26 protein-coding genes and 1 tRNA gene are annotated in these 26,434 nt (G+C 63.6%); 8 read left to right on the forward strand and 19 right to left on the reverse strand.

What is annotated here, in order from left to right:
- Positions 1-18: 18 nt before the first annotated feature.
- From BHQ40_RS07180 to BHQ40_RS07195, 4 genes are all read left to right on the forward strand, one after another.
- Complete coding sequence (locus BHQ40_RS07180) at positions 19-285, forward strand: hypothetical protein (RefSeq protein WP_024588016.1); 267 nt, start codon at positions 19-21, stop codon at positions 283-285.
- A 192-nt stretch (positions 286-477) separates the two neighbouring features.
- On the forward strand, positions 478-972 hold the full coding sequence (locus BHQ40_RS07185) for a Dps family protein (RefSeq protein WP_024350782.1): 495 nt from the start codon (positions 478-480) through the stop codon (positions 970-972).
- Between the two features lie 29 nt (positions 973-1,001).
- The gene (locus tag BHQ40_RS07190) at positions 1,002-1,856 is read left to right on the forward strand and encodes an alpha/beta fold hydrolase (RefSeq protein ID WP_024350781.1); all 855 of its coding nucleotides are present in this window, start codon (positions 1,002-1,004) and stop codon (positions 1,854-1,856) included.
- A 2-nt stretch (positions 1,857-1,858) separates the two neighbouring features.
- A complete protein-coding gene (locus tag BHQ40_RS07195) occupies positions 1,859-2,344 on the forward strand; it encodes a peptide-methionine (S)-S-oxide reductase (RefSeq protein WP_024350780.1) in 486 nt (161 codons plus the stop codon).
- Between the two features lie 144 nt (positions 2,345-2,488).
- Here the strand turns inward: BHQ40_RS07195 and BHQ40_RS07200 are convergent, their stop codons facing one another.
- The 10 genes from BHQ40_RS07200 to BHQ40_RS07245 form a co-directional block, all read right to left on the reverse strand.
- The gene (locus BHQ40_RS07200) at positions 2,489-3,061 is read right to left on the reverse strand and encodes a DUF3601 domain-containing protein (RefSeq protein ID WP_161632267.1); all 573 of its coding nucleotides are present in this window, start codon (positions 3,059-3,061) and stop codon (positions 2,489-2,491) included.
- Positions 3,062-3,287: 226 nt separating this feature from the next.
- Positions 3,288-3,364: transfer RNA gene (locus BHQ40_RS07205), tRNA-Arg, on the reverse strand.
- A 277-nt stretch (positions 3,365-3,641) separates the two neighbouring features.
- Entirely contained in the window at positions 3,642-4,055 is a 414-nt protein-coding gene (locus BHQ40_RS07210) for a hypothetical protein (RefSeq protein WP_253183285.1), read from the reverse strand.
- Between the two features lie 75 nt (positions 4,056-4,130).
- Positions 4,131-4,772, reverse strand: a complete 642-nt coding sequence (gene nth / locus BHQ40_RS07215; RefSeq protein ID WP_070154337.1) for an endonuclease III — start codon at positions 4,770-4,772, stop codon at positions 4,131-4,133.
- A 4-nt stretch (positions 4,773-4,776) separates the two neighbouring features.
- Positions 4,777-5,571 carry a 4-hydroxy-tetrahydrodipicolinate reductase gene (dapB, locus tag BHQ40_RS07220; protein ID WP_070154340.1) on the reverse strand — a complete coding sequence of 265 codons (795 nt, stop codon included), beginning with the start codon at positions 5,569-5,571 and terminating at the stop codon, positions 4,777-4,779.
- Positions 5,572-5,766: 195 nt separating this feature from the next.
- Positions 5,767-7,116: an ammonium transporter gene (locus BHQ40_RS07225; RefSeq protein ID WP_070154442.1), complete on the reverse strand. Its 1,350-nt coding sequence runs from the start codon at positions 7,114-7,116 to the stop codon at positions 5,767-5,769.
- 13 nt (positions 7,117-7,129) lie between these two features.
- Positions 7,130-7,468: a P-II family nitrogen regulator gene (locus BHQ40_RS07230; protein ID WP_070154342.1), complete on the reverse strand. Its 339-nt coding sequence runs from the start codon at positions 7,466-7,468 to the stop codon at positions 7,130-7,132.
- 199 nt (positions 7,469-7,667) lie between these two features.
- A complete protein-coding gene (locus tag BHQ40_RS07235; RefSeq protein ID WP_070154344.1) occupies positions 7,668-8,240 on the reverse strand; it encodes a DUF924 family protein in 573 nt (190 codons plus the stop codon).
- 187 nt (positions 8,241-8,427) lie between these two features.
- A complete protein-coding gene (tldD, locus tag BHQ40_RS07240; RefSeq protein WP_070154444.1) occupies positions 8,428-9,870 on the reverse strand; it encodes a metalloprotease TldD in 1,443 nt (480 codons plus the stop codon).
- A 186-nt stretch (positions 9,871-10,056) separates the two neighbouring features.
- A complete protein-coding gene (locus BHQ40_RS07245; RefSeq protein WP_070154346.1) occupies positions 10,057-10,284 on the reverse strand; it encodes a zinc-finger domain-containing protein in 228 nt (75 codons plus the stop codon).
- A 271-nt stretch (positions 10,285-10,555) separates the two neighbouring features.
- Between BHQ40_RS07245 and BHQ40_RS07250 the strand changes: the two genes are divergently transcribed.
- The 3 genes from BHQ40_RS07250 to BHQ40_RS07260 all read left to right on the forward strand — a co-directional run bounded on the left by BHQ40_RS07250 (position 10,556) and on the right by BHQ40_RS07260 (position 13,651).
- A complete protein-coding gene (locus BHQ40_RS07250) occupies positions 10,556-12,160 on the forward strand; it encodes a hypothetical protein (protein WP_070154350.1) in 1,605 nt (534 codons plus the stop codon).
- Positions 12,157-12,873, forward strand: coding sequence for a hypothetical protein (locus BHQ40_RS07255; protein ID WP_070154352.1), 717 nt, complete (start codon positions 12,157-12,159; stop codon positions 12,871-12,873). The genes BHQ40_RS07250 and BHQ40_RS07255 overlap by 4 nt, the downstream gene beginning before the upstream one ends.
- A gap of 238 nt (positions 12,874-13,111) precedes the next feature.
- Positions 13,112-13,651 carry a hypothetical protein gene (locus tag BHQ40_RS07260; RefSeq protein WP_070154354.1) on the forward strand — a complete coding sequence of 180 codons (540 nt, stop codon included), beginning with the start codon at positions 13,112-13,114 and terminating at the stop codon, positions 13,649-13,651.
- 168 nt (positions 13,652-13,819) lie between these two features.
- Here the strand turns inward: BHQ40_RS07260 and BHQ40_RS07265 are convergent, their stop codons facing one another.
- The 8 genes from BHQ40_RS07265 to BHQ40_RS07295 form a co-directional block, all read right to left on the reverse strand.
- Positions 13,820-14,131, reverse strand: a complete 312-nt coding sequence (locus tag BHQ40_RS07265) for a YdeI/OmpD-associated family protein (RefSeq protein WP_070154356.1) — start codon at positions 14,129-14,131, stop codon at positions 13,820-13,822.
- 404 nt (positions 14,132-14,535) lie between these two features.
- Positions 14,536-16,302 carry a DNA helicase RecQ gene (recQ, locus tag BHQ40_RS07270; protein ID WP_070154358.1) on the reverse strand — a complete coding sequence of 589 codons (1,767 nt, stop codon included), beginning with the start codon at positions 16,300-16,302 and terminating at the stop codon, positions 14,536-14,538.
- 10 nt (positions 16,303-16,312) lie between these two features.
- Positions 16,313-16,483, reverse strand: a complete 171-nt coding sequence (locus tag BHQ40_RS26130; RefSeq protein WP_171905792.1) for a hypothetical protein — start codon at positions 16,481-16,483, stop codon at positions 16,313-16,315.
- 44 nt (positions 16,484-16,527) lie between these two features.
- The gene (locus tag BHQ40_RS07275; RefSeq protein ID WP_070154360.1) at positions 16,528-17,343 is read right to left on the reverse strand and encodes a class I SAM-dependent methyltransferase; all 816 of its coding nucleotides are present in this window, start codon (positions 17,341-17,343) and stop codon (positions 16,528-16,530) included.
- A 1-nt stretch (position 17,344) separates the two neighbouring features.
- Positions 17,345-19,726 (reverse strand): HAD family hydrolase, encoded by a 2,382-nt coding sequence (locus BHQ40_RS07280; protein WP_083276753.1) that lies wholly within the window; start codon positions 19,724-19,726, stop codon positions 17,345-17,347.
- A 274-nt stretch (positions 19,727-20,000) separates the two neighbouring features.
- Positions 20,001-21,830 carry an ABCB family ABC transporter ATP-binding protein/permease gene (locus BHQ40_RS07285; RefSeq protein ID WP_070154363.1) on the reverse strand — a complete coding sequence of 610 codons (1,830 nt, stop codon included), beginning with the start codon at positions 21,828-21,830 and terminating at the stop codon, positions 20,001-20,003.
- A 172-nt stretch (positions 21,831-22,002) separates the two neighbouring features.
- Complete coding sequence (gene dapD / locus BHQ40_RS07290) at positions 22,003-22,842, reverse strand: 2,3,4,5-tetrahydropyridine-2,6-dicarboxylate N-succinyltransferase (protein ID WP_070154365.1); 840 nt, start codon at positions 22,840-22,842, stop codon at positions 22,003-22,005.
- 1 nt (position 22,843) lies between these two features.
- Positions 22,844-23,509 carry a pyrimidine 5'-nucleotidase gene (locus tag BHQ40_RS07295; protein WP_070154448.1) on the reverse strand — a complete coding sequence of 222 codons (666 nt, stop codon included), beginning with the start codon at positions 23,507-23,509 and terminating at the stop codon, positions 22,844-22,846.
- A 108-nt stretch (positions 23,510-23,617) separates the two neighbouring features.
- On the opposite strand from BHQ40_RS07295, the gene BHQ40_RS07300 reads away from it, so the two are divergent.
- Positions 23,618-25,909 (forward strand): S8 family peptidase, encoded by a 2,292-nt coding sequence (locus BHQ40_RS07300; protein WP_171905793.1) that lies wholly within the window; start codon positions 23,618-23,620, stop codon positions 25,907-25,909.
- Between the two features lie 64 nt (positions 25,910-25,973).
- Here BHQ40_RS07300 and BHQ40_RS07305 read toward each other — a convergent pair whose 3' ends face one another.
- A complete protein-coding gene (locus BHQ40_RS07305; protein WP_070154367.1) occupies positions 25,974-26,336 on the reverse strand; it encodes a HesB/IscA family protein in 363 nt (120 codons plus the stop codon).
- Positions 26,337-26,434 lie beyond the last annotated feature (98 nt).

Below are 26,434 nucleotides of genomic sequence, written 5' to 3' on the forward strand. Positions count from 1 at the left end.
GATTGGCGGTGATGCAGAATGGACCATCCAGAATTCGATACGGCTTTCGAGCGTCTGCCTGAGGGGTATAGCGAAGGCGCTTACGAAGGCAGGCGTTTCGGCGTGACGGTTCGTCGGTCGGAGGATGGACGGAGGAACAGCCTTTTTGCTCGAGAACTAGCCGGGAACGACATCGTCAGCTTCAATCTGTATCGCGTTGCTTCGGGCAGTGCGTCGCTGAAGCCGTGCGAGATGTCCTCGGAGAAGGTTATCGCTTTCGTATTGGGCTATCAGCCGAATGCCTGATGAGCATGTGGGGTTCGCTGCCTTCCCATGTTCCCGTGCCGCTCCAAGCGCCCTTCTGGTCGCCAGAACTATCGAAACTATAGACACAAGCCATTGGACTTCGATCTGAGGTAAATTCATCCTCTATACCTCAGCGTGCCAGAGAATCGGCGCTGATCTTTTGCGCAAGCCATCATCGAGGAAGTTCACGCGATGACAAACTCCAGTGCTGCAACCGTGCCTTCACCATCTGACCTCGACGAGAACGCGACCATGACGGTTGCCGACGCGCTGAAGATAATATTGGCGAACAGCTATGCGGTCTACCTCAAGACAAAGAACTTTCACTGGCATGTCTCGGGCCCGTACTTCAGGGACTACCATCTCCTTCTCGATGAGCAAGCTGCGGAAATCCTCGCAGCGACCGATGCGATGGCGGAGCGCGCCCGGAAGACCGGAAATACGACCATACGATCGATCGGCGATATCGCCCGCCACCAGACGATCAAGGACAACGACGCTGAGTTCGTCACGCCGCAGGACATGCTGGCGGAGCTGCGCGCCGATAATCTTCACATGGTCGAGTCGCTGCGCCGCGCAAAGGAAGTCGCCGACGAGGCGAAGGACAACGCGACCTCCGGCCTGATCGATACCTGGACCGACGAAGCGGAACGCCGAGCGTGGTTCCTTTTCGAAGTCAGCCGATAGGTCTGCTGCTCAACGGATCGGATCGTTTCATGGCGCCTAACGATGTGCAGACCCAGTTCCTTCAGACAGAGGGCGGTAGGATAGCCTTCGACGATACGGGTGGAACCGGACCTCTCGTCGTAGGCATCCCAGGAATGGGAGACCTGCGCTCCGAGTATCGGCTCATCAAGCCCATGCTGCAGCATGCGGGATGCCGAGTGGTGACGATGGACGTCCGCGGATTCGGCCAATCGTCGCCGGAGTGGTCGGATTACTCCGCGCGAGCGGTCGGCCGTGACGCCGTCGCCATCCTCCGACAGTTGGCTGACGGGCCAGCCGTGATCATGGGCAACTCGTTCGCAGCCGGCTCCGCGCTTTGGGCTGCCAAGGAAGCTCCTAGTCACGTCAACGGGGTGGTGCTGCTCGGTCCGATCGTTCGCGATCTTCCCCTCACGACGATCCAGAAACTTGTCCTTGGGCTCGGATTCGCGGGGCCATGGCGAACCTGGTTCTGGACCACTTACTGGAGCAGCCTATTCCCGACGAAACCGGCGCCGGATCATGCTGAGGTAAAAGCGGCGATTGCTGCAAACCTCAGGGAGCCAAAGCGCATGCAGGCTCTCTTGACGATGCTCTCATTGTCGAAGTCCGACACCGCAGCGATCTTGGACGAGATCTCTGTGCCGAGCCTCATCGTCATGGGCACAAAGGATCCCGACTTCACGGACCCTGTCGAAGAAGCCCGGAGCTTGGCTTCGAGGCTCCATGCCGAAACCATGATTGTCGAGGGCGCTGGACACTACCCTCATGTCGAAATGGCGAACGATGTCGGACAGCGGATCATCGCGTTCGTCCGCCAGCTCGATAAGTCTGGCCCGGCCGTTGTGCCTTTGCGCAGGAGTTAAGTATGGCAAAGGTTGGCTTTGGAGGAGGTTGCCACTGGTGCACCGAGGGCGTTTTCCAAGCGTTGCGTGGCGTCACGCAGGTCGAGCAGGGTTTCCTACAATCGGCCGCCCCGGCGAACACCTGGGCTGAGGGGGTGGTCGTGACGTTCGAACCCTCCGTTATCGGGCTGGGGACACTGTCCGAGGTGCACCTGCGCACACACTCCGCTACACGTGCCCGCTCGGTTGAAAACAAATACCGAAGCGCGATCTATATCTTCGACGAGAGTCAGCGGGTCGAAGCCGAAGAGGCGATACGCGGACTCGCTGAGGAGGCCGGCAAGCCGGTCCACACCCTCATCCTGCCGTTCGTGGGCTTCAAGGCTTCGGACGAGAGATACCAGAACTATTATCGCACCGACCCAAACAGACCCTTTTGTCGTCGATACATCGATCCCAAGCTCGACTTCATCCGCAAGCATTTTTCGGAGAACGCGCTTCCCGAGTAGCCACGGCTGTATCGGCATCTGTCAGAACGACCGAACTGCCAACAACTTCGAGCGAAAGATCGATGGTACCTTTTCTGAGAAGCCGCCGTCCGCGCTGCTTCCTATTTTTTTTAAAACGATGGCCAGCAGGATTCACGGACGCATCTAAAGACGTGAACGCTTGAACACTGGGATGGATCGGGATCGATCCTCGTCCAAGGTTTTCAGCCATCTCTGGCGAGGCACGACCCGCTCTAACCTCGTTTCCAAGCCGTCGAGGAAGGGGTGCCACACGCTATGAGTCTCTGCCAGGAAGATTGCGGTTCCACGGCGATGGCTGATCGTGAGGCAACGCGTCTCGTCGTAGTGCTGCTGCCCATAGAAAGCGGCGACCGTAGTAACGTCCTGCCAACCGAAGGCCACTCGATCGACGCCGTCGAAGGAAACCAGCTTGTCGCCATCGACGGCTAGCAGGCCAGCAAACACGCTTCGATAAAACGGCTCGCATTGCGGGAGGACATCACTCAGGGCTGCAATAATCGCTGCTTCGGCACCGGTTCGATCCTGAAGGCGAATCTCCAGATCGTCGCCGTCCTTGGTGAGAAAGAAAAGCGACAGGCCATCTTCATAGGGAAGAAATGTGTATGTGCGGTAGCGCCATTGTTGCCCCTGGCGATGGAGGCGTCCGTCATGATCACGGAAGTCGCGTTCGACGCGATAATGACGTCCGGGATGCAAATGCCCATACGCCTTCCCGAGAGTGTTCCTACTGAACCATCTTACGATCACCGCCACTCCGATGGGCCTAACGCCGAGGCGATCTCGTTACGGTCGGTTTAAGAGGGCACGGTCAGTGCCGCGCAACTCGACTGGGCGCCAATCGCCGGCACGCTCACATACCGCAACAGTGTCATCTTATTGAGTGCTCGGCGAGCGCTTGTAGCGCCATCCCCAAAGAGAGGGGTGGCGCACCCATCAGGATTCGAACCTGAGACCTCTACCTTCGGAGGGTAGCGCTCTATCCAGCTGAGCTATGGGTGCCTGTTGCTTACGCAGTGCTTACGCGGAAAACCTGTAGGGTGGAAGCCTCAACGGTAACTCCCGCAAACCTTTGTAAACAAACTCCTTTTCTACGTCTCTCACAAACCAGCAGCCCTTGACTTCAGCCTTCGGAGGGCAGCGCTCTATCCAGCTGAGCTACGGGTGCCGGGAGAGACAGCGCGCTTAGCAAAGGCGGGGGGCAGGCGCCAGAGGATTTCTTGCGCGGATTTCTTGTGCGGATTTCCCGCCCGGCTTTATCGCTCTGGCGCCGGGGCGCTTATTTGGCGGGCTTCGACATCTTCTGGAATTTGCCAAGGCCGCAACTGGCCCCCTGCATATAATTGCCGCCGGCGGTCTGCAGCACGGTGATGATATCGACCGAGCAGAGCTGCGACGTGCTCAGGCGGTAGGAAAAGCGCTGCTCGAACCCCAGGCTGGGGCAACTGTTGGGGAGCGTGTTGCGGTAGACATCGCCATTGTTCATCACGAAATCGATGGTGCTGTCGTCGCGGACTTCGGTGCTACGCAGGCGGTTGGGCATGATGCAGTCCACCGGTTCGCCTACCGCGACCCGGCCGTCATCCTTGGCGGGCTTTCGTGCGGATGCGCTGTCCGCGATCAACCCGGCGGCGGCCATGGCAGTCAGTGCGATCAGGGCGGCGCATGCGCGCTTCGTATATGCTGTTCTCATAACATCCTCCGTCATCCCATTGACGGAGTCACAGGCCCCGCGCCGTACCCGTCGTCCAGCCTTCCGGCGCTATCATCATGCGGGGGCGGGCGTCTTGGGCTTGTACCGGCACAGGTCCGCAACGATGCAGCGCCAGCATTCCGGCTTGCGCGCCTTGCAGACATAGCGGCCATGCAGGATCAGCCAGTGATGCGCGTCGCGGCGGAACGGCGCGGGCGTGTCCTTGTCCAGCTTCAGTTCGACCGCCAGCGGCGTCTTGCCCGGCGCAAGTCCCGTCCGGTTGCCGACGCGGAAGATGTGCGTGTCGACGGCGAAGGTCTCGGCGCCGAACGCCGTGTTCATCACCACATTGGCGGTCTTGCGGCCAACGCCGGGCAGGGTGGTGAGTATGTCGCGATCCTGCGGCACCTGCCCGCCGAAATCGCGCACCAATATCTCCGACAGCGCGATGACATTCTTCGCCTTGGCGTTGAACAGGCCGATCGTCTTGATATGACCCTTCAGCCGCTCTTCGCCCAGTTCCATCATGTGCGCAGGCGTCGTCACCTCGCGAAAGAGCGCGCGCGTCGCCTTGTTCACGCCGACGTCGGTCGCCTGGGCGGACAGGACCACAGCGACCAGCAACTGATAGTCGTTGCCATATTCCAGTTCCGTCCGGGGCGCGGGATTATGCTCCGCCAGGCGGCTGTAAAATTCGAAGATGTCAGCCTTTTTCACCGTGTCACAGGCCCAGCACGGCCTTCATGTCATACCGGCCGGGGTTCTGATCCTTCAGCCATGCCGCCGCCTTGATCGCCCCGCGTGCGAAGATCATGCGGTTTTCCGCGCGATGCGCGATCTCGATGCGCTCGCCCTCCGTCGCCAGGATCACTTGATGGTCGCCCGCCACGGACCCGCCGCGCAGGGAGGCAAAGCCAATCGTCCCCGCGCCGCGCGCGCCGGTGATGCCGTCCCGCCCGCGCTCGCTATGCCCGGCCAGCGTTATGCCGCGTCCCCGCGCCGCCGCCTCGCCCAGCAGCAGCGCCGTGCCCGATGGCGCGTCGACCTTGTGCCGGTGATGCATTTCGACAATCTCTATGTCCCAGTCATCGCCCAGCCGCCGTGCGGCCTCCTCGACAAGCGCCGCCAGCAGGTTGACGCCAAGCGAGGTATTCCCGGTCTGCAATATCGCTATCTGTCCGGCGGCCCGGTCGATCAGCGTATGATGCTCCGGCTCAAGCCCTGTCGTCCCGATGACGATCGGCTTGCCCGCAGCGATGCAGGCGTCGAGATGCCCGACCAGCGCGCCGGGGCTGGAAAAATCGATAAGCACGTCGCTCGCCTGAGCTAGCGCCAGCGGGTCGGGAAACAGCGGCAGCCCAATGTCCGGAAATCCGGTGTCCGGCAAAACGCCGTCCATATTCCGCTCCGTACCTCCGGCCAGCGTCATGCCCGCTTCGCCGGCGACCGTCGCAATCGCCCGGCCCATGCGGCCCGCCGCCCCGAATATGCCGATGCCCAAACCGATGCCAGCCATGTCCTCACGCGCTCCCTGCTCTATCCGCCGATGCCAGACGGCCGCGCACTTGTCATCCCGTTGATGGATGGATCAGAGCGGAGGATTCTTCACCAAAAAAATCGGGCCGATGCTTTCGCACCGGCCCCAGGTGTGTTCGCAGGAGGAACATCGTGTGGCGGGCGGGCCGTTCTTTCCGGCCCGCCCTGCCGAAACTTAGTAGTTGTAGGCGCGCTCGCCATGCTCACCGAGGTCGAGGCCTTCCTGCTCGACTTCGGGGCTGACGCGCAGACCGGTGATCGCCTTTGCGATGAAGATCGCGATGGCCGTACCGATGCTGGCCCAGACGATCGTGGCGAGAACCGCCAGAACCTGGGTCACGAGCTGACCGCCGATGGCATAGTCGTCGCCGCCGGGTCCGCCGAGCGACGGAGCGTAGACGATGCCGGTGCCGATGGCGCCGATCATGCCGCCGATGCCGTGGATGCCGAAGGCGTCGAGCGAGTCGTCATAACCGAGCATCGGCTTCAGCTTCGCAACGGCGAAGAAGCAGATGATCGAGGCGACCGCGCCGAGGACGATGGCGCCGAACGGACCGGAGTTGCCAGCGGCCGGGGTGACGGCGACGAGGCCGGCGATGATGCCCGAGCAGAAGCCGAGGGCGGAACCCTTGTGGCCGCTGAACTTCTCAGCCAGCATCCAGAACAGGCCTGCCGAAGCGGTGGCGACGAAGGTGTTGAGCATCGCAAGAGCGGCCGAACCATTGGCTTCCAGGGCCGAACCGGCGTTGAAGCCGAACCAGCCAACCCACAGCAGGCCGGTGCCGACGCCGGTCAGGACCAGCGAGTGCGGCGGCATCGGCTCCTTGGGATAGCCGATACGCTTGCCCAGGATGATGCAGGCCACCAGCGCGGAGACGCCGGCGTTGATGTGCACCACGGTACCGCCCGCGAAGTCCAGCGCGCCCATTTCGAAGAACAGGCCGCCGGCCGCCCACACCATGTGCGCGATCGGGAAGTAAACGATGGTCAGCCAGACGATGGCGAACACCATGACCGCCGAGAATTTGATGCGCTCGACAACCGAACCCAGCACCAGCGCAACGGTGATCGCTGCGAAGGTCATCTGGAAGCAGATGAACACATATTCCGGGATGACCACGCCATCGGTGAAGGTGGCGGCGGTCGTGTCCGGGGTAATTCCGGCGAGGAACATCTTGCCGAAGCTGGAGATGAAGGGCTTCAGGCCGTCAGAGGCGTCCGGCCCGAAAGCCAGGCTGTAGCCATAGATTACCCAGATGATCATCGAGAGAGCGGCGACGGCGCCGATCTGCGTCATCACGGACAGCATGTTCTTCGTGCGGACCAGGCCGCCGTAGAACAGGGCGAGGCCCGGCAGGATCATCGCCAGGACCAGAACGGTGGATACCATCATCCATGCGGTGTCGCCCTTGTCGGGCACGGGAGCAGCGGCGGCCGCCGCCTCCTGCGCCCAGGCGGGCATAGCGGCGAAGAGCGAAAGGCCGACGGCCCCGCACACGCCGGAGAGTTTCTTGGAAAGCGTCATCATTCCCCCCTTCTTACAGTGCGGTTTCGCCGGTCTCGCCGGTGCGGATGCGCACGGCCTGACCGACATCGAGGACGAAAATCTTGCCATCGCCGATGGCGCCGCTGTTGGCGGCTTGCTGAGCAGCCTCCACCACGCGGGGGGCGAGATCGTCATCGCAGACCACCTCGATCTTGATCTTCGGAACCATGTTGGTGCTGTATTCGGCACCGCGATAGATTTCGGTCTGCCCCTTCTGGCGTCCGAAGCCCTTCACTTCGCTGACCGTCATGCCAGCGATGCCGAGCGAGGACAGGGCCTCGCGGACATCGTCCAGCTTGAACGGCTTGATGATAGCCATGACTAGTTTCATGTCGCCCCCTGTTAATGGTGTGCGGGGCTATTACAGCAAAGAGCGTGCCAGAATCCTAATCAAGCGTTAACGCGGGGTTTTGCGGGCATGACCACCCGCGCAGCGCCGAAAAAATGGGCACGTTATGGATTCTGCCTAAAAAATAGGCGCGACATTTAATTTCAAAAGCGATTCCGCGCGTGAATCATTCTGTCGCGCGTTACCAGTGGTTCCCGGCTTCGATGGCCTCGGCTTCTTCCGGGCGATCCGCGCGGCCCAGCGCAGCGTTGCGATGGGGAAAGCGGCCATATCGCGCAATCATGTCATGATGCTTCTTTGCAAACTCCAGGGCATTGTCGTCACCATAGGCTTGGAAGAAAACGAGCGAGATGTCCTGATCCGCCATCGCCTCGCTGTGCTGGAACGGCATGTAGAAGAACATGCGTCCCGCGCCGCCGATCTGCACGTCATACCCCTTGGCCACGGCCCTGCGCGCAATGTCGCGGGCGAGGGAGTCGGTGGCGAAGGCGTCCGCCGTTCCCCGGAACAGGTTGCGGGGAATCTGGTCGAACAGGATGATCGCCGCCAGGGCTTCGTCCGCCCGGTCGAGAAACGCCTCCGCCTGCGCGTTGCGCATGTCCCGCCACAGCGGTTCGAAGCGCAGGCATGCCGCGTCCGTCCGCTCGGACTGGCCCCACCAGCCCTCCTCGCCAATTTCCTTGAACCAGAAATCCAATATGTCCCTGGCCCAGGGCGCGGTGACGGCGGCATGCGGATCGCAGGTGTCGGTCATGATGGCAATACCCGTGGGATGGGAGAGGGGTTCCGAAATTGCGCTTATACTCTGATTCCGTTCAGGCTGAGCTTGTAGAGAACAGCATCAAACATGTGCTCCTGCGAAAGCAGGAGCCCAGTTCCGACCTCTGGAGTGGACTCCTGCTTTCGCAGGAGCACATTGTCTCCAGCTAATCCCGCAAAATCTAAGCCGCCGTGCCGCCCACCGTTAGGCCATCCATCAACAATGTCGGCTGGCCGACGCCTGCGGGCACGCTTTGCCCGCCCTTGCCGCACATGCCCACGCCTTCGTCCAGCGCCATGTCATTGCCGATGCCGATGACGCGGGTCAGCGCCGTCGGGCCGTCGCCGATCAGCGTCGCGCCCTTGATCGGGTCGCCCAGCTTGCCATTCTCCACCTTGTACGCCTCGGTGCAGGAAAAGACGAACTTGCCCGACACGATGTCGACCTGACCGCCGCCGAAGCTCTTGGCGAAAATGCCCTTCTTGACGCGCGAGAGAAGCTCGGCCGGATCGTCATTGCCGCCGCGCATGAAGGTGTTGGTCATGCGCGGCATTGGCGCATGGGCATAGCTTTCCCGGCGGCCATTGCCGGTTGCCTCAACGCCCATCAGCCGCGCGTTCAGCCGGTCCTGCATATAGCATTTCAATATGCCGTCCTCGATCAGCACATTTTCGCGCGTCGGCGTGCCTTCGTCGTCGATGCTGAGCGATCCGCGCCGGTTCATGATGCTGCCATCGTCCACCACGGTCACGCCCGGCGCAGCGACCCGCTGCCCGATGCGGCCGGAGAAGGCGGAGGTGCCCTTGCGGTTGAAGTCGCCCTCCAGCCCATGCCCGATCGCTTCATGCAGCAGCACGCCGGGCCAGCCGGGACCAAGCAGCACGGTCATCTCGCCCGCAGGCGCGGCGACGGAGCGCATATTGACGTCCGCCTGCGCCAGCGCCTCGTCGATGGCGCGGTTCCATATCTCCGGCGCCATCACCTGATCGTAGAGGTAGCGTCCGCCAATGCCGAAGCTGCCGGACTCGCGCCGCCCGCCATCCTCCAGGATGATGGAGACGTTCAGGCGCACCAGCGGCCGGATGTCGTTGGCGACAAAGCCGTCCGCGCGGACGATTTCCACCACGGACCAGCTACCGTTCAGGCCCACCGACACCTGCGCGACGCGCGGGTCGCGGGCGCGGGCGGCGGCGTCGATCTGCGCGCACAGCGCCACCTTCTCGGCGAAGGGCACGATCTCCAGCGGATTGGCGTCGGTGTAGAGGTGCCGGTTGGTCCGCTGCGGCGGCGGCGCGGGCGGAGCCTTGGCGGGATCGAGCAGAGAGAGAGTCTCCGCCGCCCGCCGGATCGCCGCTTCGCTGATGTCGTTGGCGTGGGAGAAACCGGTCATCTCTCCGCTGACGCCGCGCAGGCCGAAACCGGCGTCGGTCGAATAGTCTGCGGTCTTGAGCCGCCCGTCATCGAAGCCGAACGCCTCCGACGCACGATATTGCAGATAGAGTTCGCCATCGTCGCAACTGGCGAGCGCCTGCGCGGTCAGCCGCTTGGCAGCGTCAGGGGTGAGCAGGCCATCGCGATAGAGCAGGCCGCGGGCGTCGGTGAAATGGGAGCTGATGTCGGTCATGGAGCCGATATAGGCGCTAGGCCGGCGATAAACCAACCCCTGCTGCGATTATCCTCCCCCGTTTCGCCCTGAGCGAAGTCGAAGGGTCCGCCGAGCATCGCGAGGTGTCTTCGCCTACGCTCAGACGAAGGCTTCGACTTCGCTCTCCTGAGCATGTCGAAGGGCGGAACGGTTGATTGACGAAACCTAAATACTCGCGCCCGACGCTATATCCGGCCCACCGTCATGACCCGCTGCGTCCGCAGGCCCGCCGACCAGCACGAAGCGTCGGTCGCAATAGCCGCAATCGACATAGCCATGCTCGTCGATTTCCAGGAACACGCGCGGATGGCCGAGCGCGGCGGGAATGTCGCCCGATCCGTCGCAGGAAACGCGGGACTTGGGCGTGCGGATGATTTCTGGCGGCTGAATCATTGCGCCGATCTAGCAGCGCCCCCACCGCGCTGCAATATGGCCGCGCGTCAATATAGGCCGCCCCGCAATATGGCCGTTTGCCCGCTGATCCGGCGCGAAACGATATCATGGTTAACAAACTTCATTCATTTCGCTCTCGATCGTCCCAATCAAAACAATGCGCGCCCGCCGGACGCTCCAATTCGGATAAGCTTGGGTTTGAGCGCCCGGGCCATTCCATGAGGACATGCCCCCACGCGCCCCTCCGTTGCGGGCGTCGTCTGGGGGTCCGATGCTTAAGCCTGTTCCTTACCGGCTGCGCCTGTGGAGCGCCGCCCTTGCCCTGTTCGCGCTGTCCGGCTGCACCTGCACGACATGCGATCTCGACAGTCCCTACAAACCCGTGCCGGAGGCGGAGAAGCCCGCCGGACTGCCGAAGGAGGACGTCTATGCCGTGCCCCGCAAGGAGGACGGAACGACGCCGGGTGCGGAGAAGCTGAACGTCGCGACGCTGCCCGCCATTCCGGTCGCGGCGGTGCTGGGCGAACTCAACAATATGGTGACGCAGCTTTCCAACATGGTTGGTCAGGTGGGCGGCGAAACCCGGACGGCGATCCTGAATCTGCAGACCAGCGCATCACAGGTTCTGAATGAAGCCAACTACGCGCTTGGGGACAAGCTGCAATATACGTTCGACAGGCTCGACAAGCAGGAGCGCCGCATCTTTGAGGATACGCAGGCGCTGACCGCGCAGATCAAAAGTTCGGCCGATCTCGTCAACGCCGGCCTGCTCGATTCCGCCCAGCGCAGCCTGTACGAAGCCGATATTCTCGCCTGGAACACCAGCTACTCCCTTCCATGCCGCGACAAGCCCGCGCGGCTGGTGTATCCGGTCACGCGCAAGATGCGCATCTGGGCGGACCCAGGCGCCCCCTCCTCGGAAACCGATAATGGTCAGGGCGGCCGCAGCCGCGACCTGTTCCTGCCGGTGCGCGGCAATTTCCTCGCGATCGGCATGCCCACTGTCACGGTGCGGGTTGGCGGGGACGGCGTTTCCCGCCCGGCAACGGTCCGCGGCCTCAACCACAATGAATTTACGGTCATCCCTTCCGAGGCAACGGTGAAGGAACTGCAGGCGATCAGCCGCCCGACGCGGCTGTTCATCACCGCCGATCTTGCCCGTTGCACCGTGAAGAAGGGGGAGGCGCTGACCGCGCAGAGCGAGGTGCAGGTGGAGGTGCTGCCGCCCCTGACCTATGCGATCGCAACCAGCATCACGCCGATCGCATCAGTGCCGAGCACGGGTGAGAAAGTCTTTTCCTTCTACGAGAAGGGCAGCGACAGTTGTAACGACCGCTATCGCGCCGACCGCATCTATTCCCTGGGTCCGCCTGCGGAAGCGATCGACTGGCGCGTTTCGGTCAATAATCAGAACGGCAATTCCTACATCATCCGCACGGTCGGCTCCGGCCCCTACAGTGTGCTGGTGGAGGCCATGATCGGCGGCAAGGGGCGGGATTGCTTCCTTGGCATCTGCAATTGCCGCGGACGGGGTTGCCTGGGGTATGACCTCTATACAGGCTACCGCACCCGGATCGACACGCCGCTGCCCACGGTGACGCACGCGCCATCTGTGCCGCAGACATCCTATAGCTTCGATTATAAGGCCGCGAACATCCCGGCCGAAGCGACGATCAAGTCCTGCACCTATAACAGCCGGGTGATCGTGTCGGAGGGCGGGCAAAGCTACATATTGGAAGCCAATGAAATCAACCGCACCGTCACGGGCGGTCCCAGCGGCGAATTCCAGCTCAAGACAGATACCGACGATTCGACCTGCAAGGTCACGGCCGATGTGACCATACCGTCCACCGCCAAGCTGGGAGCCGCGCTATGACCGCTTTTCGCCTAGCCATTCTGTTGACCGTGCTGCCGCTGCCCGTCCCGCATAGGGAGGCGCAGGCGAATGAGAACAGCAAGGTTGGGTTCCGGCTGGAACCGGAGGAAGCGAATTTCGACCAGGCGCGCTGGCGGATCAATGACGGGTTGCCGATCCCGCCGCCGCTGCCCGATGATGTGCTGCCGCCTGGATCGCCCGATCTGACCAAGATCGACAATCCGGTCGTGGAAAAGGCATGGCATAAAAGCGCCGAGGCTCTGAATGCCGTGCCGGACGGGCTGCATGTCGTGGAATTTCTCGACGTGCAGGCGACCGCGCCTGCATCGCCCTGCAAGCCCCCCGCCGCGCAGCGCATCTATGTCCGGCCGAACCTGTCGATCCTGGGGGTAGGGACCTATAAATGCGACGGCGCGGCGACCGCGAACGCCTCCGCCGTCAAGGCGCTTTCCGCGCCGGGGCTGACGGTGAACATCACCCCGGCCGCCGCGGTCAGCGGCGGCGGCAAGTGGCGCGTCAAAGGGGAGGGCAACTGGCGCGACAGTGGCGCGACCGCCGCTTCCCTGAGCGATGGCAGCCATGAAATCGAGTTCGGCCCGGTAACCAGCGGCCCATGCACCGTCACGCCGGAGGCGGAGGTCATCGACTATTATCATGGGCAGCAGATTGTCTGGACGGCCGCCTATGCGGGGCAGGGCTGCAATGCGCCCTGACCTGCGCGGTATCGCCATTCTCACCCTGTGCTGTGTGGTTGCGCTATCCGGCTGCAAATCCTGTCCGGCCGAAGGACCGGGCATCGGATTGCTCGCCCGTGCGCCCACGATGACCCGCACGGCCCCGCCTATCTGAGCGGCCCGGCCTATCTAAACAGCGCTGTCTGTCGTTGCCTTACTGAAACCAAAATGGCGCGATCACGTTCTCCCTTCACATGGATAGGGAAGGAAGAGCGCGATGAAGCTGTTGACCGGAATGATGAGCGCCGCGGCCATGGCCGCCATGTCAGGGGCCGCATTCGCGCAAAGCCTGACCCTGCCCGAAGGCACGCCGGTCCATCTGCAGACGCGGGACGACCTGTCGTCGAAGAACGCGCGCAAGGGTGACAAGGTGGAAATGACGGTCGCGGAACCGGTCATCGTGAACGGCGTGACGGTGATCCCGGCCGGCGCGCCCGCCACTGGAGAAATTTCCCGCGCGCGGGACAATGGCCTGCTCGGCCGGTCGGGCAAGCTGGAGATAGAAGTGACGCAGGTGTCGGCCGATGGCCGCATCGTTCCCCTGCGCGGCCAGCAGAACGCCAAGGGCAAGGCGGGAACGATCGGCGCGGTCGGTGCAGGCGTCGTGTTCCTGCCGCTCGCCATCGTCGTGAAGGGCAAAGAGGCGAAAATCCCCGCCGGAACGAAGGTCGACGTCTATGTCGATCAACCTGTCCAGCTCACCGACACCAGCCTTCAGAGCGACCTCGCTCCACCCCCGGCGCCGCCGGTGGGATAGGGTTCGATGGGGCCTATTTCGTCATCCCGGACGTGATCCGGGATCCATGAGCGCAAGCATTTATGCAGTCGCATCGCCGTAGAGCCAATAGATCCCGCATCAGGTGCGGGATGACGGAGGCGGTGTGTAAGGACGGTCGGCTATCCCTCAATCCGTTCAGGGCAGCTTCTAGGCTTCCTTCTTCGCCTTCTTGTCGATCAGCACCGCCTGTTGCCACCGGCTTGGGGCCTTGTCCGTCCGGTGAATACAGCCCGCCCAGCAGCAGGGCCGCTTTTTGCCCTCCAGCATTTCTTCGCGGCTCCGCGCGATGCGGCGCTGCCGTGTCGCAGGCTGTTTCGCATCCTCGACCCAGCAGATAAATTCGTTCCGGCCGAGCGGCGTCAGATTTTCCCATAGCGTCAGGACCGCCGGGTCCGAACGCAGCGCCGCCTGAAAATCCTCAGGCGTTTCATGGACAGTCCCGTGAAGAAAATCGGTCATGAGGCGCCCTGCGTGTCCCGTACCCGCTGCATCTGATGTGCAATGATCGTCAATGGCCAAGGTGATCGCAATGCGAGAAAATGTCTAGGACGGGTGGTTAGCTGCCATTGCTCACCGCAATACACTGCCGTCATCCCGGACTTGATCCGGGATCCATGAGCGCAGGCTTTCGCGCAGTCATGCTTCGGAGAGCCAATGGATCCCGCATCACGTGCGGGATGACGGGACGTGCGGATTGCGGACTGGCCGCTTATGGTCGAAACAAGCCCATCTCCTGTCCTACAGGCGGATGTCGTCTTAGGATGTGGATGGCTCTTTCCCATCGTTGTCCCAATTGTCGCGCGCATTCCGGTAGGATCACGCCTTCGTAATAAAATGTCGTGTTTTGCGGGAAAAGAGGGAAGTCAGTAGTTGCGGATCACGTCCAGAAACGCCTGCCCGAATGCGTCCCGTTTCTTCATGCCGACGCCCGTAATTTCTCCCAGCTCACCCAGCGTCGCCGGTCTGCGTTCCGCAAACTCGCGCAGGGTGCTGTCGTGGAAGATGACATATGGCGGCACGCCCGCCTCCTGCGCCAATTCCCGGCGGCAGGCGCGCAGCGCGTCGAACAGGGGATCGCCCACCGGATTGGCCTCGCTGCCCTTGCCGCCGCGCCGCCGCCGTTCGCGCCGGGGCGGCAGGACGAGCGAGACCTGCTCCTCCCCGCGCAGGATCGGGCGCGCATTGGGGCCAAGCTCCAGCCCGCCATGCTCGTTCGGCACCAGCGCATCGCGGACGAGCAGCGCGCGGGAGACGGGGCGCAGCAGCGCCGTCTCCTCGCCCTCGACAATGCCGAACACCGATATCCGGTCATGCCCGCGCTGGCGCACCTTGTCGGTGGTCGCGCCGGTCAGCACCGCCTCGATATGACCGGTGCCAAAACTCTGCCCGGTGCGGTAGACAGCGGACAGATATTTACGCGCGGTCTCCGTTGCATCGATGCTGGCGGGCGGGTTCAGGCAATTGTCGCAATTGCCGCAGTTTGGCGGCGGGTTCTCGCCGAAATGCCGCAGCAATATCGCGCGGCGGCATGTCCCGGTTTCGACCAGCGCGCCCAGCGCTGTGATCCGCGCCCGCTCGCCCGGCTGGCGCGCCGCCTCCACCTCGAACATGCGTTGGCGGGCGCGGGCGAAATCGTCGGCGCCCCAGAACAGGAAGGCTTCGGCCGGGTCGCCGTCGCGCCCGGCGCGGCCGCTCTCCTGATAATAGCCCTCGATGGATTTGGGCAGGCCCGCATGCGCCACGAACCGCACGTCCGGCTTGTCGATCCCCATGCCGAACGCCACGGTCGCGACCATGATCATGTCCTCCGACGCGATGAAGGCGGCCTGGTTGGCGGCGCGCGTCTCCGGCGGCAGCCCGGCATGATAGGCGCGCGCTTCCCGGCGGCCGGTGGCGAGGGACGCCGCCATCTTCTCCGTCGCCGCGCGCGTCTGGGCGTAGATGATGCCGGGACCGGGCTGCGCCGCGACCAGATCGGCGATCTGACGGGACAGGCTGTCGCGCGGCTGGACGGTGTAGCGGATATTGGGCCGGTCGAACCCGGCGACGATCATCCCCTCATGCGGGATGCCGAGCTGGACAAGAATATCCTCGCGCGTGTGCGCGTCCGCCGTCGCCGTCAGCGCCAGCCGGGGCACATCGGCAAACTCGTCCAGCAGGGGCCGGAGCAGGCGATAGTCGGGCCGGAAGTCATGGCCCCATTCGGACACGCAATGCGCCTCATCGATCGCGAACAGGGACAATGGCGCGCTGCGCAGGAAGGAGCGGAAGCCTTCTCCGCTCGCCCGTTCCGGCGCGACATAGAGCAGGTCGAGGTCGCCCGCGCGGAACCGGTCCTGCGTCTCGCGCCAGTCCGCATCCACCGATGTCAGGCTGGCGGCGCGGATGCCTACCGCATTCGCCGCGCGCAACTGGTCGTGCATCAGGGCGATCAGCGGCGAGACGACGACGCAGCATCCGGGAAGCGCGATGGCGGGCAATTGATAGCAGAGCGACTTGCCCGCACCGGTTGGCATGATCGCCAGCGTCCGCTGTCCCGCCATCACGCGGGAGACGACCTGTTCCTGAACGCCGCGAAATCCGGGGAACCCGAAGCTGTCCTTGAGTATTGTTCCAATGTCCGGGCTCATGGCCGGGGCTTTAGACCGCGATGGCGGCAAGATGAAAGGGGTCGATCAACAAAACAGGGCGAGGACAATGACCGATCTGGCGATTGTCCTTATTTGCATTGCATGTTACGTAATCGGCGGCATGTCGGGTATGGGCGTCATGCTGTTGCTGCGACAGGCCAAGCGCGCCGATGCGCGGCAAAGGACTCTCCGGCCGGAGATCCGGCGGATGCCGACGCCGCAGCTTCAGGCGGCGTTGCGGTCCTGGAAATCCAGCACGGTCAGATAATTTGCGAGCCGGTTGGCCTCCAGCGAAGCGATCAGCCGGTTTTCGTGATAGGGAATGACCAGGTCGGCGAGCGCATTGCTCCACGGCGCGTCGAGATCGAACAATACGCCCAGCCCGAACACCGCGGGCACTTCCGCATAGGCGAGTTCTCGCCCCGCTTCGTTGCGCTCGGCGATGAAGTCCTCCACCGCCGTCTTGACGCCGTTCTTCGGGCCGCCCTCATGCAGCGCCCAGGCGAAATGGCCCATGCCGCGGAAACCGCGCCCGCGCACCAGCGAGCCATGGCCCGGCAGCGCCCCGCCGTCGAAATCATGCGGATGCCGCGCAGCTTCCGGGATCATGTCCGGCGCATAATACATGTCGCGGCGGCCGGACGGCCAGGCGACGTCATGCAGGAAGGCAAGCAAAGGCTTGCCATCCCGTTCGCAGAGCGCATCGATAGCCTTCAACTCATGATAGACGGTGAACCAGTTATGGTCGCCGTCGATCAGCCAGGCGTCCGCATCCGCGATCTCGTCGAACGCGGCAAGGCTCGGCTTGCCGATATGGGTCACATGGTCTGCGCCGCCGACCCAATCGAGAAATTCCGGCTTGGGCAGGGGGTCGATGCTGGTCAGCCGCCCGCCCTGTTCCAGCGCATAATTCGCCAGCATGGTCGACATGCCGCCATATTCCGCGCCGATCTCGACCACATGTTCGGCCTTGGCGATGGCCAGACCGTCCAGGATGATGTCGGAAAATTCCGACATGGAATGGATCAGCAAATCGGGCATTTCAGGCGGCCTTTTGTACGGACTGAACAGCCTGCGGCCGCGTGACGACCGGGCGGAAGACAATGCTGAGCAGCAGGTTGCGGCCCGGCGCGCTGATCGGCGGCTGGATCAGCATGAACCCGGCTTCCGACTGGCAGCGGTAGAGTCCGGCGGACACTTCCTCCATCGCGTCGAACAGCGGATGGGCGGCGATTGCCCCTTCGGCCGCTTTGGGCTTCATATAGTCGTCGACATAATGGAAGCTCGCTTCCTCCACCTGCACCCATTCGAAATGCTGGCCGAGCTGGATGCCCGCGCTATATTGGCCTTCGCCGACCGGGATCATCGCCTGATAATAGCCCTCGCTAGTCGGATAGGCGTCCACCTCGATCTGCGCATGGCTGGTCTGGTCGATCAGGATCACCGGCAGCTTCATCGCGCCGACATCGAAATCCGCCTTGCGCAGGTCGAGGCCGAAACGGCGGGTCGAGAAGATGGAGAGGTTGAGCGGCAGGCCGTGCCGCTGCAATTCGCCCGGCAGATAGGCGCGCATCGCATTCTTCACATAGAAGATGCCGCGGCGGCGCAGACCCTCGGTGGCGGCGGCAGTATCGACGAAGCTCACCATGTCCTTGGTGCCAAGATTCACGTCATGATGGAATGTTTCCAGCAGCGCGACTTCGCTCTCCATCGGCAGGAACAGCAGGCGGGCGAGCGCCGCGCCGGCCATGCGGCGGCGGCATTCGGCGTCATCGGACAGCGGCGCTTTCACCAGCCCGGTCCCTACGCCGCGCACAAACTCCAGGCAGGCGCGCTGCGCCCGGTCGCGATTCTCGCTCTGCGCGCCCTTGACGCCTGCAGCGCTGCGGATCGGCGAACCGTCCGGCTTGTAATCGACGACCGAACCCTGCGCGAGCGTGCAGAGCTGCTCGACGATGGCGATGGATTCGGACAAGGCGTGCAGCGCCTTGGAATCATGGTTGCGGGTGTCCATGTAGCCGCGCTTGTCGAGGCCGGACAGGAAGGTCTCGCGCAGCAGCAGGTACCGGCCGGACACTTCCAGATCCATGCCTTTGCGCAGAACGGCCTCGACCGCATTCTGCACCGAGCCGTTATAGCCGAGGTCGACCAGCATGACCGCATCGCCGCGCTCGACGCCGTGGCTGGCGAGGTGCGCGAACAGCCGCTTGGCGAAGTCGCCGGAGCGGTTGACGATCTTGCGGACGTTGGACGGCTCCAGCACGCTTTTCAGGAAACCGCGCTTGCTGGCGTTGCGGCACAGCTTGGTGGACTCGTCGCGATTGAACAGCATCTGCTTGGCGAAGGTTGCGAACTGCGCCGTGTCGATTTCCGGCGCCAGATAGCGCTCGATCGCCGCCGCGTCGGTGAAGCTTGCGGCGGTGGCGGTGAAGCGGCTGAGTTCGACGGAAGCGATGCGGTCCGCCCAGTCGGGGAAGGCGGCGGCGAAGGCTTGTGCGGGCAGGTGGCCATCGCGCAGCAGGAACAGCAGCTTGACCGGGCGGCCGGTGGCGGTCGCCATCGCGTCGGCTTCCTCGCGCAGCCACAGCGCGAAGCTGTGCATGATCGGGCCGAGTACGTCATGGCCCAGCGTCTCCACCGCGTCGCATTCCTCACGCAGGGAAATCTGCGCACGATGCGGCTGCAGCGCGGGATGCTTGTGCCGGACGGCGGGGTCCAGGATCGTCGCCGCGACGGCTTCAAGCCGCAGGCGCTGTTCCGCCACATCGTCAAACTGTTCCAGATGGACGGTGTTCACGCCCAGCTTCGCCGGGGCAATGCGGTCGGCCATATGGTTGTCGCCGACATGCAGGATGGCGGAGGGGGAAATGCCAAGGTCCGCGAGGACATGAGTGAACAGCCCACCGGCCTTGCTGACGCCATATTCGCAGGAGCAGAAGATGCGATCGATCATGTCTGCGACAGCCTGGCCCGCCGCCGACGCGATCAGTGCGCGAAGCTGCGGTTCGGACAGATAGGTGTCGGACACGATGATGACCTGAAGCCCGCGCCGCTTGGCGTCGACAATCAGGTCGCGGGTCGGCGCGAAGGCGAAGCAATGATGTGCCTCGGCCGCCAGTTCGGCCTCAATGGCGGCTGTGCGCGCGGCGTCGTCGGCGTCCGGCATCAGCGCGCCGTAAATTTCCTCGATCGTGACTTCATCGCGGCCATTGATGAAGGGCAGGCTCTTGCGCGCCTTGATCTCGCCCCAGGTGCGCGCCTCGATACCGCCGCCGGGAAAGGGCAGGTCGGCGAACACATCGACGGGCAGGTTGACGTTGCGCCAGATCAGCGTGTCGAAACAGTCGAGCGACAGCACACGGATATTCTGCGGCGCGTCAGCCAGCAGGGTGGGCAGCGCGGCGGCACGGACGGCGGTCTTCATCAATCTCAGTCCCCTGGCAGGCGCAAATGCGGGCGTCCCGGCATCGCGCATGGTTCAGGGAGTATTGAAGATCAGGGTTATGAAATGGTTAATGCGGAACGGATTTGCGACTTCAAGCGGGTTAAAAACTGAGGGCCGTTCGTGCTGAGTGGTGACTAAGCTTGTCGAAGGCACCATATCGAAGCACCCTAGCACCAAGCTCCGGTCCTTCGATATGCCATTTCGACTTCGCTCAATGGCTACTCAGGACGAACGGTGTATGGAAATTGATAACTCAGGCCAGCACATCCTCCACGCCCAGACCTTCGGTCTTGCGCTCAGCCGCCTGCCGCCGCCACATCGTCGCATACAGGCCGTCCGCCGCCAGCAACTGCGCATGCGTGCCGCGCTCCACCACCACGCCCTGGTCCAGCACGACGATTTCGTCCGCCTCGACGACGGTGGACAGCCGATGCGCAATGACGATCGTCGTGCGGCGGCGGCTGATCTCGCCCAGCACCTCCTGGATCGCCGCCTCGGTGCGGCTGTCCAGCGCGCTGGTGGCTTCGTCCAGGATCAGGATCGGCGGGTCTTTCAGCAATGTGCGGGCGATGGCGACGCGCTGTTTCTCGCCGCCGGACAGTTTCAGGCCGCGCTCGCCGACCCGGCTTTCATAGCCTTCGGGCAGCGACAGGATGAAATCGTGGATCGACGCGCCCTTCGCCGCCTCCTCAATCTCCGCCTGTGTTGCGCCCGCGCGGCCATAGCCGATATTATAGCCGATCGTGTCGTTGAACAGCACCATATCCTGCGGCACGATGCCGATGGCGTCGCGCACGCTGTCCTGCGTCACCGCCGCTATATCCTGCCCGTCGATCAGGATACGGCCGCCGGTTACGTCATAGAAACGGAACAGCAGCCGCGCGATGGTGGACTTGCCCGCGCCCGAAGGACCGACGACCGCCAGCGTCTTTCCGGCCGCTATGGTGAGGTCCACGCCCTTCAGGATCGTCCGCCCCGGATCATAGCCGAACAGCACAGTGTCGAACCGCACCTCCCCAGCCGCAACCTGCAACGGCGGCGCGCCGGGCCGGTCGGTCACTTCCTGCGGCGTATCGACCAGCTTGAACATCGCCTCCATGTCGATCAGGCCCTGCCGGATCGTGCGATAGACCATGCCGAGTAGGTCCAACGGCCGGAAAAGCTGCGACAGCAGCGTGTTCACCAGCACCACGTCGCCAGTGCTGAACATGCCCCGGCTCCAGCCCCAGACGGTGTAGCCCATCGCGCCCGCCATCATCAGGTTGGTGATCAGGGACTGCCCGATATTCAGCCATGCCAGGCTGTTCTCCGACTTCACCGCCGCCTTGGCGTAGAGGCGCATGGAATTGCCGTAACGGGCCGCCTCCCTGTCCTCCGCGCCGAAATATTTGACGGTCTCGAAATTGAGCAAGCTGTCGACGGCATGGGCCACCGCGCCGGTGTCGAGGTCCACCATGTCGCGGCGGAGCTGGTTGCGCCATTCGGTCACCATGCGGGTGAACCAGATATAGAGGCCGACCATGACCAGCGTCGCGACGACCAGTCCTGGACCGAACTTCACGAAAAAGATCGCGCACACCGCCAAAAGTTCGACAATCGTCGGCGCGATGTTGAACAGCAGGAAATAGAGCATCGTGTCGATGCTTTTGGTGCCGCGCTCCACGACCTTGGTGACGCCGCCGGTCTTGCGATTGAGGTGAAAGCGAAGGGAAAGGCGATGGAGGTGGGCGAACACATGTTCCGACAGGCGGCGCGTCGCTTCCTGCCCCACCCGCTCGAACACCACATTGCGGATATTGTCGAACGCGACGGAGGCGAAGCGCGCGCCCGCATAGGCGGCGACCAGCGCGATCGCCAGCGCCGCCCCCGGCTCCATGCCCGGCGCCATCCGGTCGATCGCCGCCTTGTAGGCGAAGGGCATGACAAGGCTCGTCGCCTTGGCCGCCAGCACCAGCAGCATGGAAAACACCACCCGGCGGCGCAGCGCCGGGGCGTCCTTCGGCCAGAGATAGACCATGAACCGGCGCAGGGTGGCCCATGCCGGCGGCGCGGCCTTATCGGTATCTGGCTGATCGGGAGGCATTGGGGGGATTTAGGTTACCGGGGCAATAAATCCAACCTCTGTCATGTGCCCTATCAACAGGTTTAACTGAGGTGCTCCTGCGAAAGCAGGAGTCCAGTTCGGACCGTGGGACTAGGCTCCTGCTTTCGCAGGAGCACGCCGAGATTGGGGCAATTTTAAGAGCGCGATTTTCTCAATCCCGCAGCAGATCGTTGATCGCCGTCTTGGACCGCGTTTGCGCATCCACCCGCTTCACGATGACCGCGCAGGCGAGGTTCGGGCCGGGCGTGCCGTCCGGCAGCGGCTTTCCGGGCAGGCTTCCCGGCACAACGACCGAATAGGGGGGCACTTCGCCGATAAACACTTCCCCGGTGGTGCGATCCACGATCTTGGTGGTGCTGGTGATAAAGACGCCCATGGAGAGCACTGATCCCTTGCCCACGCGCACGCCCTCCACGACTTCGGACCGGGCGCCGATGAAGCAGTCATCCTCGATGATCACCGGGTCCGCCTGCAGCGGCTCCAGCACGCCGCCAAGGCCGACGCCGCCCGACAGATGGACATTCTTGCCGACCTGTGCGCAGCTTCCCACCGTCACCCAGGTATCGACCATCGTGCCTTCATCGACGAAGGCGCCGATGTTGACGAAGCTGGGCATCAGGATAACATTGCGGGCGATATGGGCGCCGTGACGCGCGAAAGCGCCGGGCACGGCACGAAAACCGGCGGCGCGGAACTGGGTCTCGCCCCAGCCGGAGAATTTGGAGGGGACCTTGTCCCACCAGAAGGAGCCGCCGGGTCCGCCGGGGATGAGCGCATTGTCGTTCAGCCGGAAGGAGAGCAGCACGGCCTTCTTCAGCCACTGGTTTACCTGCCAGCCGCCATCGATCTGTTCGGCGACGCGCGCCTTGCCTGCATCAAGCAGGTTCAGCGCCTCCGCCACGGCCTCACGTACCGCGCCTTGTGTGGACTGGCCGATATTGGCGCGGTCTTCCCAAGCGGCTTCCAGGGTGGTGATAAGGGGATCGGTCATGTCATGCTCCGGTGATATCGCCGATGAACGGCGTCAGATGGTCGGTTTCGAAATCGATGAAGTCGGGATGCGCGTCCACGGTGCCGGCCTCGGACCCGTTATTGACCCAGATGGTGGTCATGCCGATCGCCTTGGCGGGTTTCAGGTTGCGGGCCATATCCTCGAAAAACGCCGATCTGAAAGGGTTAAGGCCGTGGGTCGCGCAGAGGGCGGCATAGCCGGACGGATCGGGCTTGGGGATATATTGGCAGGCGTGGATGTCGTGGATCAGCTCGAACGCGCCGGACAGACCGAGCTTGTCCAGCACCCTCTGGGCATAAGGCTCATCGCCATTGGTAAAGATCAGGCGGCGGCCGGGCAGGGCGGCGATACCCGCATTCAGGGCGGGATCTACTTCAAGCCGGTCGAGCGAAATATCGTGGACGAATTCAAGGAATTCCCGCGGATCGGTGCCGTAATGCGCCATCAGCCCCGACAGGGTCGTGCCATGCTCCATGAAATATCGTTTCTGGACGGCGCGCGCCTCAACCGGGTCGCAGCCGAGCAGGCCCTGGATGAACTCGCCCATCTTCACGTCGATCAGGCCGAACAGGTCCGCCTTCGCCGGATACAGCGTGTTGTCCAGGTCGAAGACCCAGGCGTCGATATGGGCGAGGTCTGCGCGCATGGCGGCGCGGTATCCGCGCATGCCGCGCAGGACAAGCGAGAAGCGCAAAATATTCTTCAGCATTTGGCGTTAGGGAAACGCCATCCATCACGAACGGAACTGACATTCATGCCGAACAGCCATCGTTTCCCCAGGCGTTATTCCGTTCTCGCGGCGATGCTGGCGACATGCGCGCTGTCCGCCTGTGGTGGAGGGGGCGGGGCGGTCAATTCGACGCCCACTCCAACGCCGACACCCACACCCACGCCCGCCCCAACCCCGGCGCCGACAGCCACCAACTACGACACCAGTGAATATCGGCGGTCGGATGGCCCCTCCGTACATGGCGCCATCACCGCCTATCAGGCTGGCGCGAGCGGGGCGGGCGTCACGGTCGGCGTCATCGACAGTGGCATCGCCACGGCCAATGCGGAATTTACCGGCAGGATCAGCTCCGCCTCCCGCGACTTTGGGGGAAGCGGCACGGTCCAGGATCAGGGCGGCCACGGCACCGCCGTCGCGACGGTCCTGGCGGGCGCGCGCAACGACCGGTTGATCATGGGCATGGCATGGGGCGCAACGGTTCTGGCGCTGCGGACCGATACGCCAAACACCTGCAATTCCATCGGATCGGGTTCGCAGGATTCGGGCTGTTCCCACAGCACCACGGCGATTGCGCAGGCGCTTGATCATGCGCGGGTGAATGGCGCGAAGGTCGTCAATATTTCGCTGGGCGGCGACAGCGGCGCGCCGCCGACCCTGGCCGCAGCCATTGATCGCGCGACGGCTGCGGGCATGGTGATCGTGGTGTCGGCGGGCAATGACGGGCGCGCCGCGCCGGACGCCTTTGCGGCGTCCTTCGTCAACCCCGCCATCGCGCGCGGGCAGGTGATTATCGCTGCGTCGGTGGACGCCAATGGCGCGCACAGCAGCTTTTCGAACGGCGCACAGGGATATGAGACCGCAACCCTGTCGGCCCTTGGCAAGAGCGTGCTGTCGCAGGATCAGAATGGCGTAAACTATCTGTTCGATGGCACATCCTTCTCCGCGCCGCAGATCGCTGGCGCGGCGGCGCTGCTTGCGCAGGCATTTCCCAATCTCTCCGGCGCGCAGATCGTGCAACTCCTGATGTCCAGCGCCACCGATGCGGGCGCGTCCGGCGCGGACTCGGTGTTCGGCGCGGGCATATTGAATGTCGCCAGAGCTTTTTCGCCCGTCGGATCGACCAGCCTTGCAGGATCGGCGACGCCGGTGTCGCTCAGCGCCAACGGATCCTTGTCCGCGCCGATGGGCGATGCGTCGGAGGTCGGCAGCATGAATGCGGTCGCGCTCGACAGTCTCGGCCGGGCTTACACGATCGATTTCAAGCCATCGCTCCGCAGCGACACGCCTGACCTGACCCTCGCCCCCGCGCTGCAGATCAGGCAGGGCAGCTTCAGCGCCGATAGCGGCCCCGTGTCCGTCGCCATGAATATTGCCCCCGGCCGCGGCAGCATGGCGGAAATGAGCCGCCTGATGCTCTCGCCAGAGGACACGCAAAGGGCGCGGGCGCTGTCCGGGTCGATCACGATGCGGATGGGGCAGGCGACAACCATATCCCTGGGATTCTCCGAAGGCGCGGGTAGCCTGACAGCGCGGGTCGACGGCGCCAGCGCTCCGGCCTTTCTGGTGGCGAACGGAACGCGGGGATCATTGGGTTTCGACCGTGTCGCGGGCAGCGGCTTTGCGGTCCGGCATGATGTCGGCGGCGGCGTGGCGCTGACGATGACGGCGGAGCAGGGGCATGCGTGGCGCACCGCCTATCGCGACGTCGAAACGCCATGGGACCAGCGCCGCAATGACGGCTATGCCGCGTTCGGGGCCAGCGCGGAAAAGCGCGCCGGGGCGCTGCGCCTGTCCTTCGGAGCCACCTATATGCGGGAGGAGGGCACCCTGCTGGGCGCGCGCTTCTCCTCGCTGATCGGAGCCGCCGCCGGGAAAAGCCTGTTCCTCGACAGCGGCGTCGCGCTGGAACCCGGCAATGGCTGGCGGCTGGGCGCCATGTTCCGGCAGGGTTTCACGAGCGGGGGCGGGGCTGACCTGCGCACCAACGCCTGGTCGATCGATGGCGAGAAGCGCGGGGTTCTGGACCGCGATGACCGGCTGGCGGTGCGCATCTCCCAGCCGCTGCGCGTGGAATCGGGCGGCATCGGCCTGCGCCTGCCAACCTCATATGATTATGCGACGCACAGCGCGACCTGGACGATGGAGACGATCAGCCTCGCCCCGCGCGGGCGACAGATCGATGCGGAGACGGTCTATGCCCGGCGGCTGGGCATGGGATGGATCACCACCAACGCCTATTGGCGAAAGGACAGCGGCAACCTCGCCTGGTTTCCGGACGAGATTGGCGGCGCCGTGCGGTACGTGATGGACTTTTAGGAGGGTCTGGGAATTGCGCACTCCTGCGAAAGCAGGAGTCCAGTCCCGATAAAACGAGTAAAGCCTAAACCGTAAAACTCTCGCCGCAGCCGCAGCTTCCCTTGGCGTTCGGATTGTTGAACACGAACCCGGCGGTGAAATCATCCTCCACCCAGTCCATCGTCGATCCGATCAAGTAGAGCACCGACGCGCCGTCAATGTAGAAGGTGCCGCCCGGCGTCTCGATCTTCTCGTCGAACTTCGCTTCCTCGGTCACATAATCGACCGAATAGGCAAGGCCGGAACAGCCCCGGCGCGGCGTGGACAGCTTCACGCCGATCGCATCGGCGGGGGCCTTCGCCATCAGGCTGGCGATGCGCTCCTCCGCGCTCGCCGTCAGGATGACGGCGGCAGGGCGGGCGCGGGTCTTGGTCTGCACTTCGGTCATTCTCAACTCCACCGTTCAGGCTGAGCTTGTCGAAGCCCTGCCCTTCTTCGGAAGTAAGTACAGCCCTTCGACAAGCTCAGGGCGAACGGTTCAAATCT

This window comes from Sphingobium phenoxybenzoativorans (assembly GCF_001757355.1).
Lineage (GTDB): Bacteria > Pseudomonadota > Alphaproteobacteria > Sphingomonadales > Sphingomonadaceae > Sphingobium > Sphingobium phenoxybenzoativorans.

Excerpts from the sequence above, each read along its gene's own strand:
- BHQ40_RS07210 (WP_253183285.1), bottom strand. The coding sequence starts at position 4,055 with ATGAGAACAGCATATACGAAGCGCGCATGCGCCGCCCTGATCGCACTG.
- recQ (WP_070154358.1), bottom strand. The coding sequence starts at position 16,302 with ATGAGCCCGGACATTGGAACAATACTCAAGGACAGCTTCGGGTTCCCC.
- BHQ40_RS07300 (WP_171905793.1), top strand. The coding sequence starts at position 23,618 with ATGCCGAACAGCCATCGTTTCCCCAGGCGTTATTCCGTTCTCGCGGCG.
- BHQ40_RS07295 (WP_070154448.1), bottom strand. The coding sequence starts at position 23,509 with ATGCGCGCAGACCTCGCCCATATCGACGCCTGGGTCTTCGACCTGGAC.
- BHQ40_RS07275 (WP_070154360.1), bottom strand. The coding sequence starts at position 17,343 with ATGCCCGATTTGCTGATCCATTCCATGTCGGAATTTTCCGACATCATC.
- BHQ40_RS07255 (WP_070154352.1), top strand. The coding sequence starts at position 12,157 with ATGACCGCTTTTCGCCTAGCCATTCTGTTGACCGTGCTGCCGCTGCCC.
- BHQ40_RS07195 (WP_024350780.1), top strand. The coding sequence starts at position 1,859 with ATGGCAAAGGTTGGCTTTGGAGGAGGTTGCCACTGGTGCACCGAGGGC.
- BHQ40_RS07230 (WP_070154342.1), bottom strand. The coding sequence starts at position 7,468 with ATGAAACTAGTCATGGCTATCATCAAGCCGTTCAAGCTGGACGATGTC.
- dapB (WP_070154340.1), bottom strand. The coding sequence starts at position 5,571 with ATGGCTGGCATCGGTTTGGGCATCGGCATATTCGGGGCGGCGGGCCGC.
- tldD (WP_070154444.1), bottom strand. The coding sequence starts at position 9,870 with ATGACCGACATCAGCTCCCATTTCACCGACGCCCGCGGCCTGCTCTAT.
- BHQ40_RS07265 (WP_070154356.1), bottom strand. The coding sequence starts at position 14,131 with ATGACCGATTTTCTTCACGGGACTGTCCATGAAACGCCTGAGGATTTT.
- BHQ40_RS07305 (WP_070154367.1), bottom strand. The coding sequence starts at position 26,336 with ATGACCGAAGTGCAGACCAAGACCCGCGCCCGCCCTGCCGCCGTCATC.
- BHQ40_RS07190 (WP_024350781.1), top strand. The coding sequence starts at position 1,002 with ATGGCGCCTAACGATGTGCAGACCCAGTTCCTTCAGACAGAGGGCGGT.
- BHQ40_RS07280 (WP_083276753.1), bottom strand. The coding sequence starts at position 19,726 with ATGAAGACCGCCGTCCGTGCCGCCGCGCTGCCCACCCTGCTGGCTGAC.
- BHQ40_RS07285 (WP_070154363.1), bottom strand. The coding sequence starts at position 21,830 with ATGCCTCCCGATCAGCCAGATACCGATAAGGCCGCGCCGCCGGCATGG.
- BHQ40_RS07260 (WP_070154354.1), top strand. The coding sequence starts at position 13,112 with ATGAAGCTGTTGACCGGAATGATGAGCGCCGCGGCCATGGCCGCCATG.
- BHQ40_RS07185 (WP_024350782.1), top strand. The coding sequence starts at position 478 with ATGACAAACTCCAGTGCTGCAACCGTGCCTTCACCATCTGACCTCGAC.
- BHQ40_RS07235 (WP_070154344.1), bottom strand. The coding sequence starts at position 8,240 with ATGACCGACACCTGCGATCCGCATGCCGCCGTCACCGCGCCCTGGGCC.
- dapD (WP_070154365.1), bottom strand. The coding sequence starts at position 22,842 with ATGACCGATCCCCTTATCACCACCCTGGAAGCCGCTTGGGAAGACCGC.
- BHQ40_RS07250 (WP_070154350.1), top strand. The coding sequence starts at position 10,556 with ATGCTTAAGCCTGTTCCTTACCGGCTGCGCCTGTGGAGCGCCGCCCTT.
- BHQ40_RS07180 (WP_024588016.1), top strand. The coding sequence starts at position 19 with ATGGACCATCCAGAATTCGATACGGCTTTCGAGCGTCTGCCTGAGGGG.
- BHQ40_RS07225 (WP_070154442.1), bottom strand. The coding sequence starts at position 7,116 with ATGACGCTTTCCAAGAAACTCTCCGGCGTGTGCGGGGCCGTCGGCCTT.
- BHQ40_RS07245 (WP_070154346.1), bottom strand. The coding sequence starts at position 10,284 with ATGATTCAGCCGCCAGAAATCATCCGCACGCCCAAGTCCCGCGTTTCC.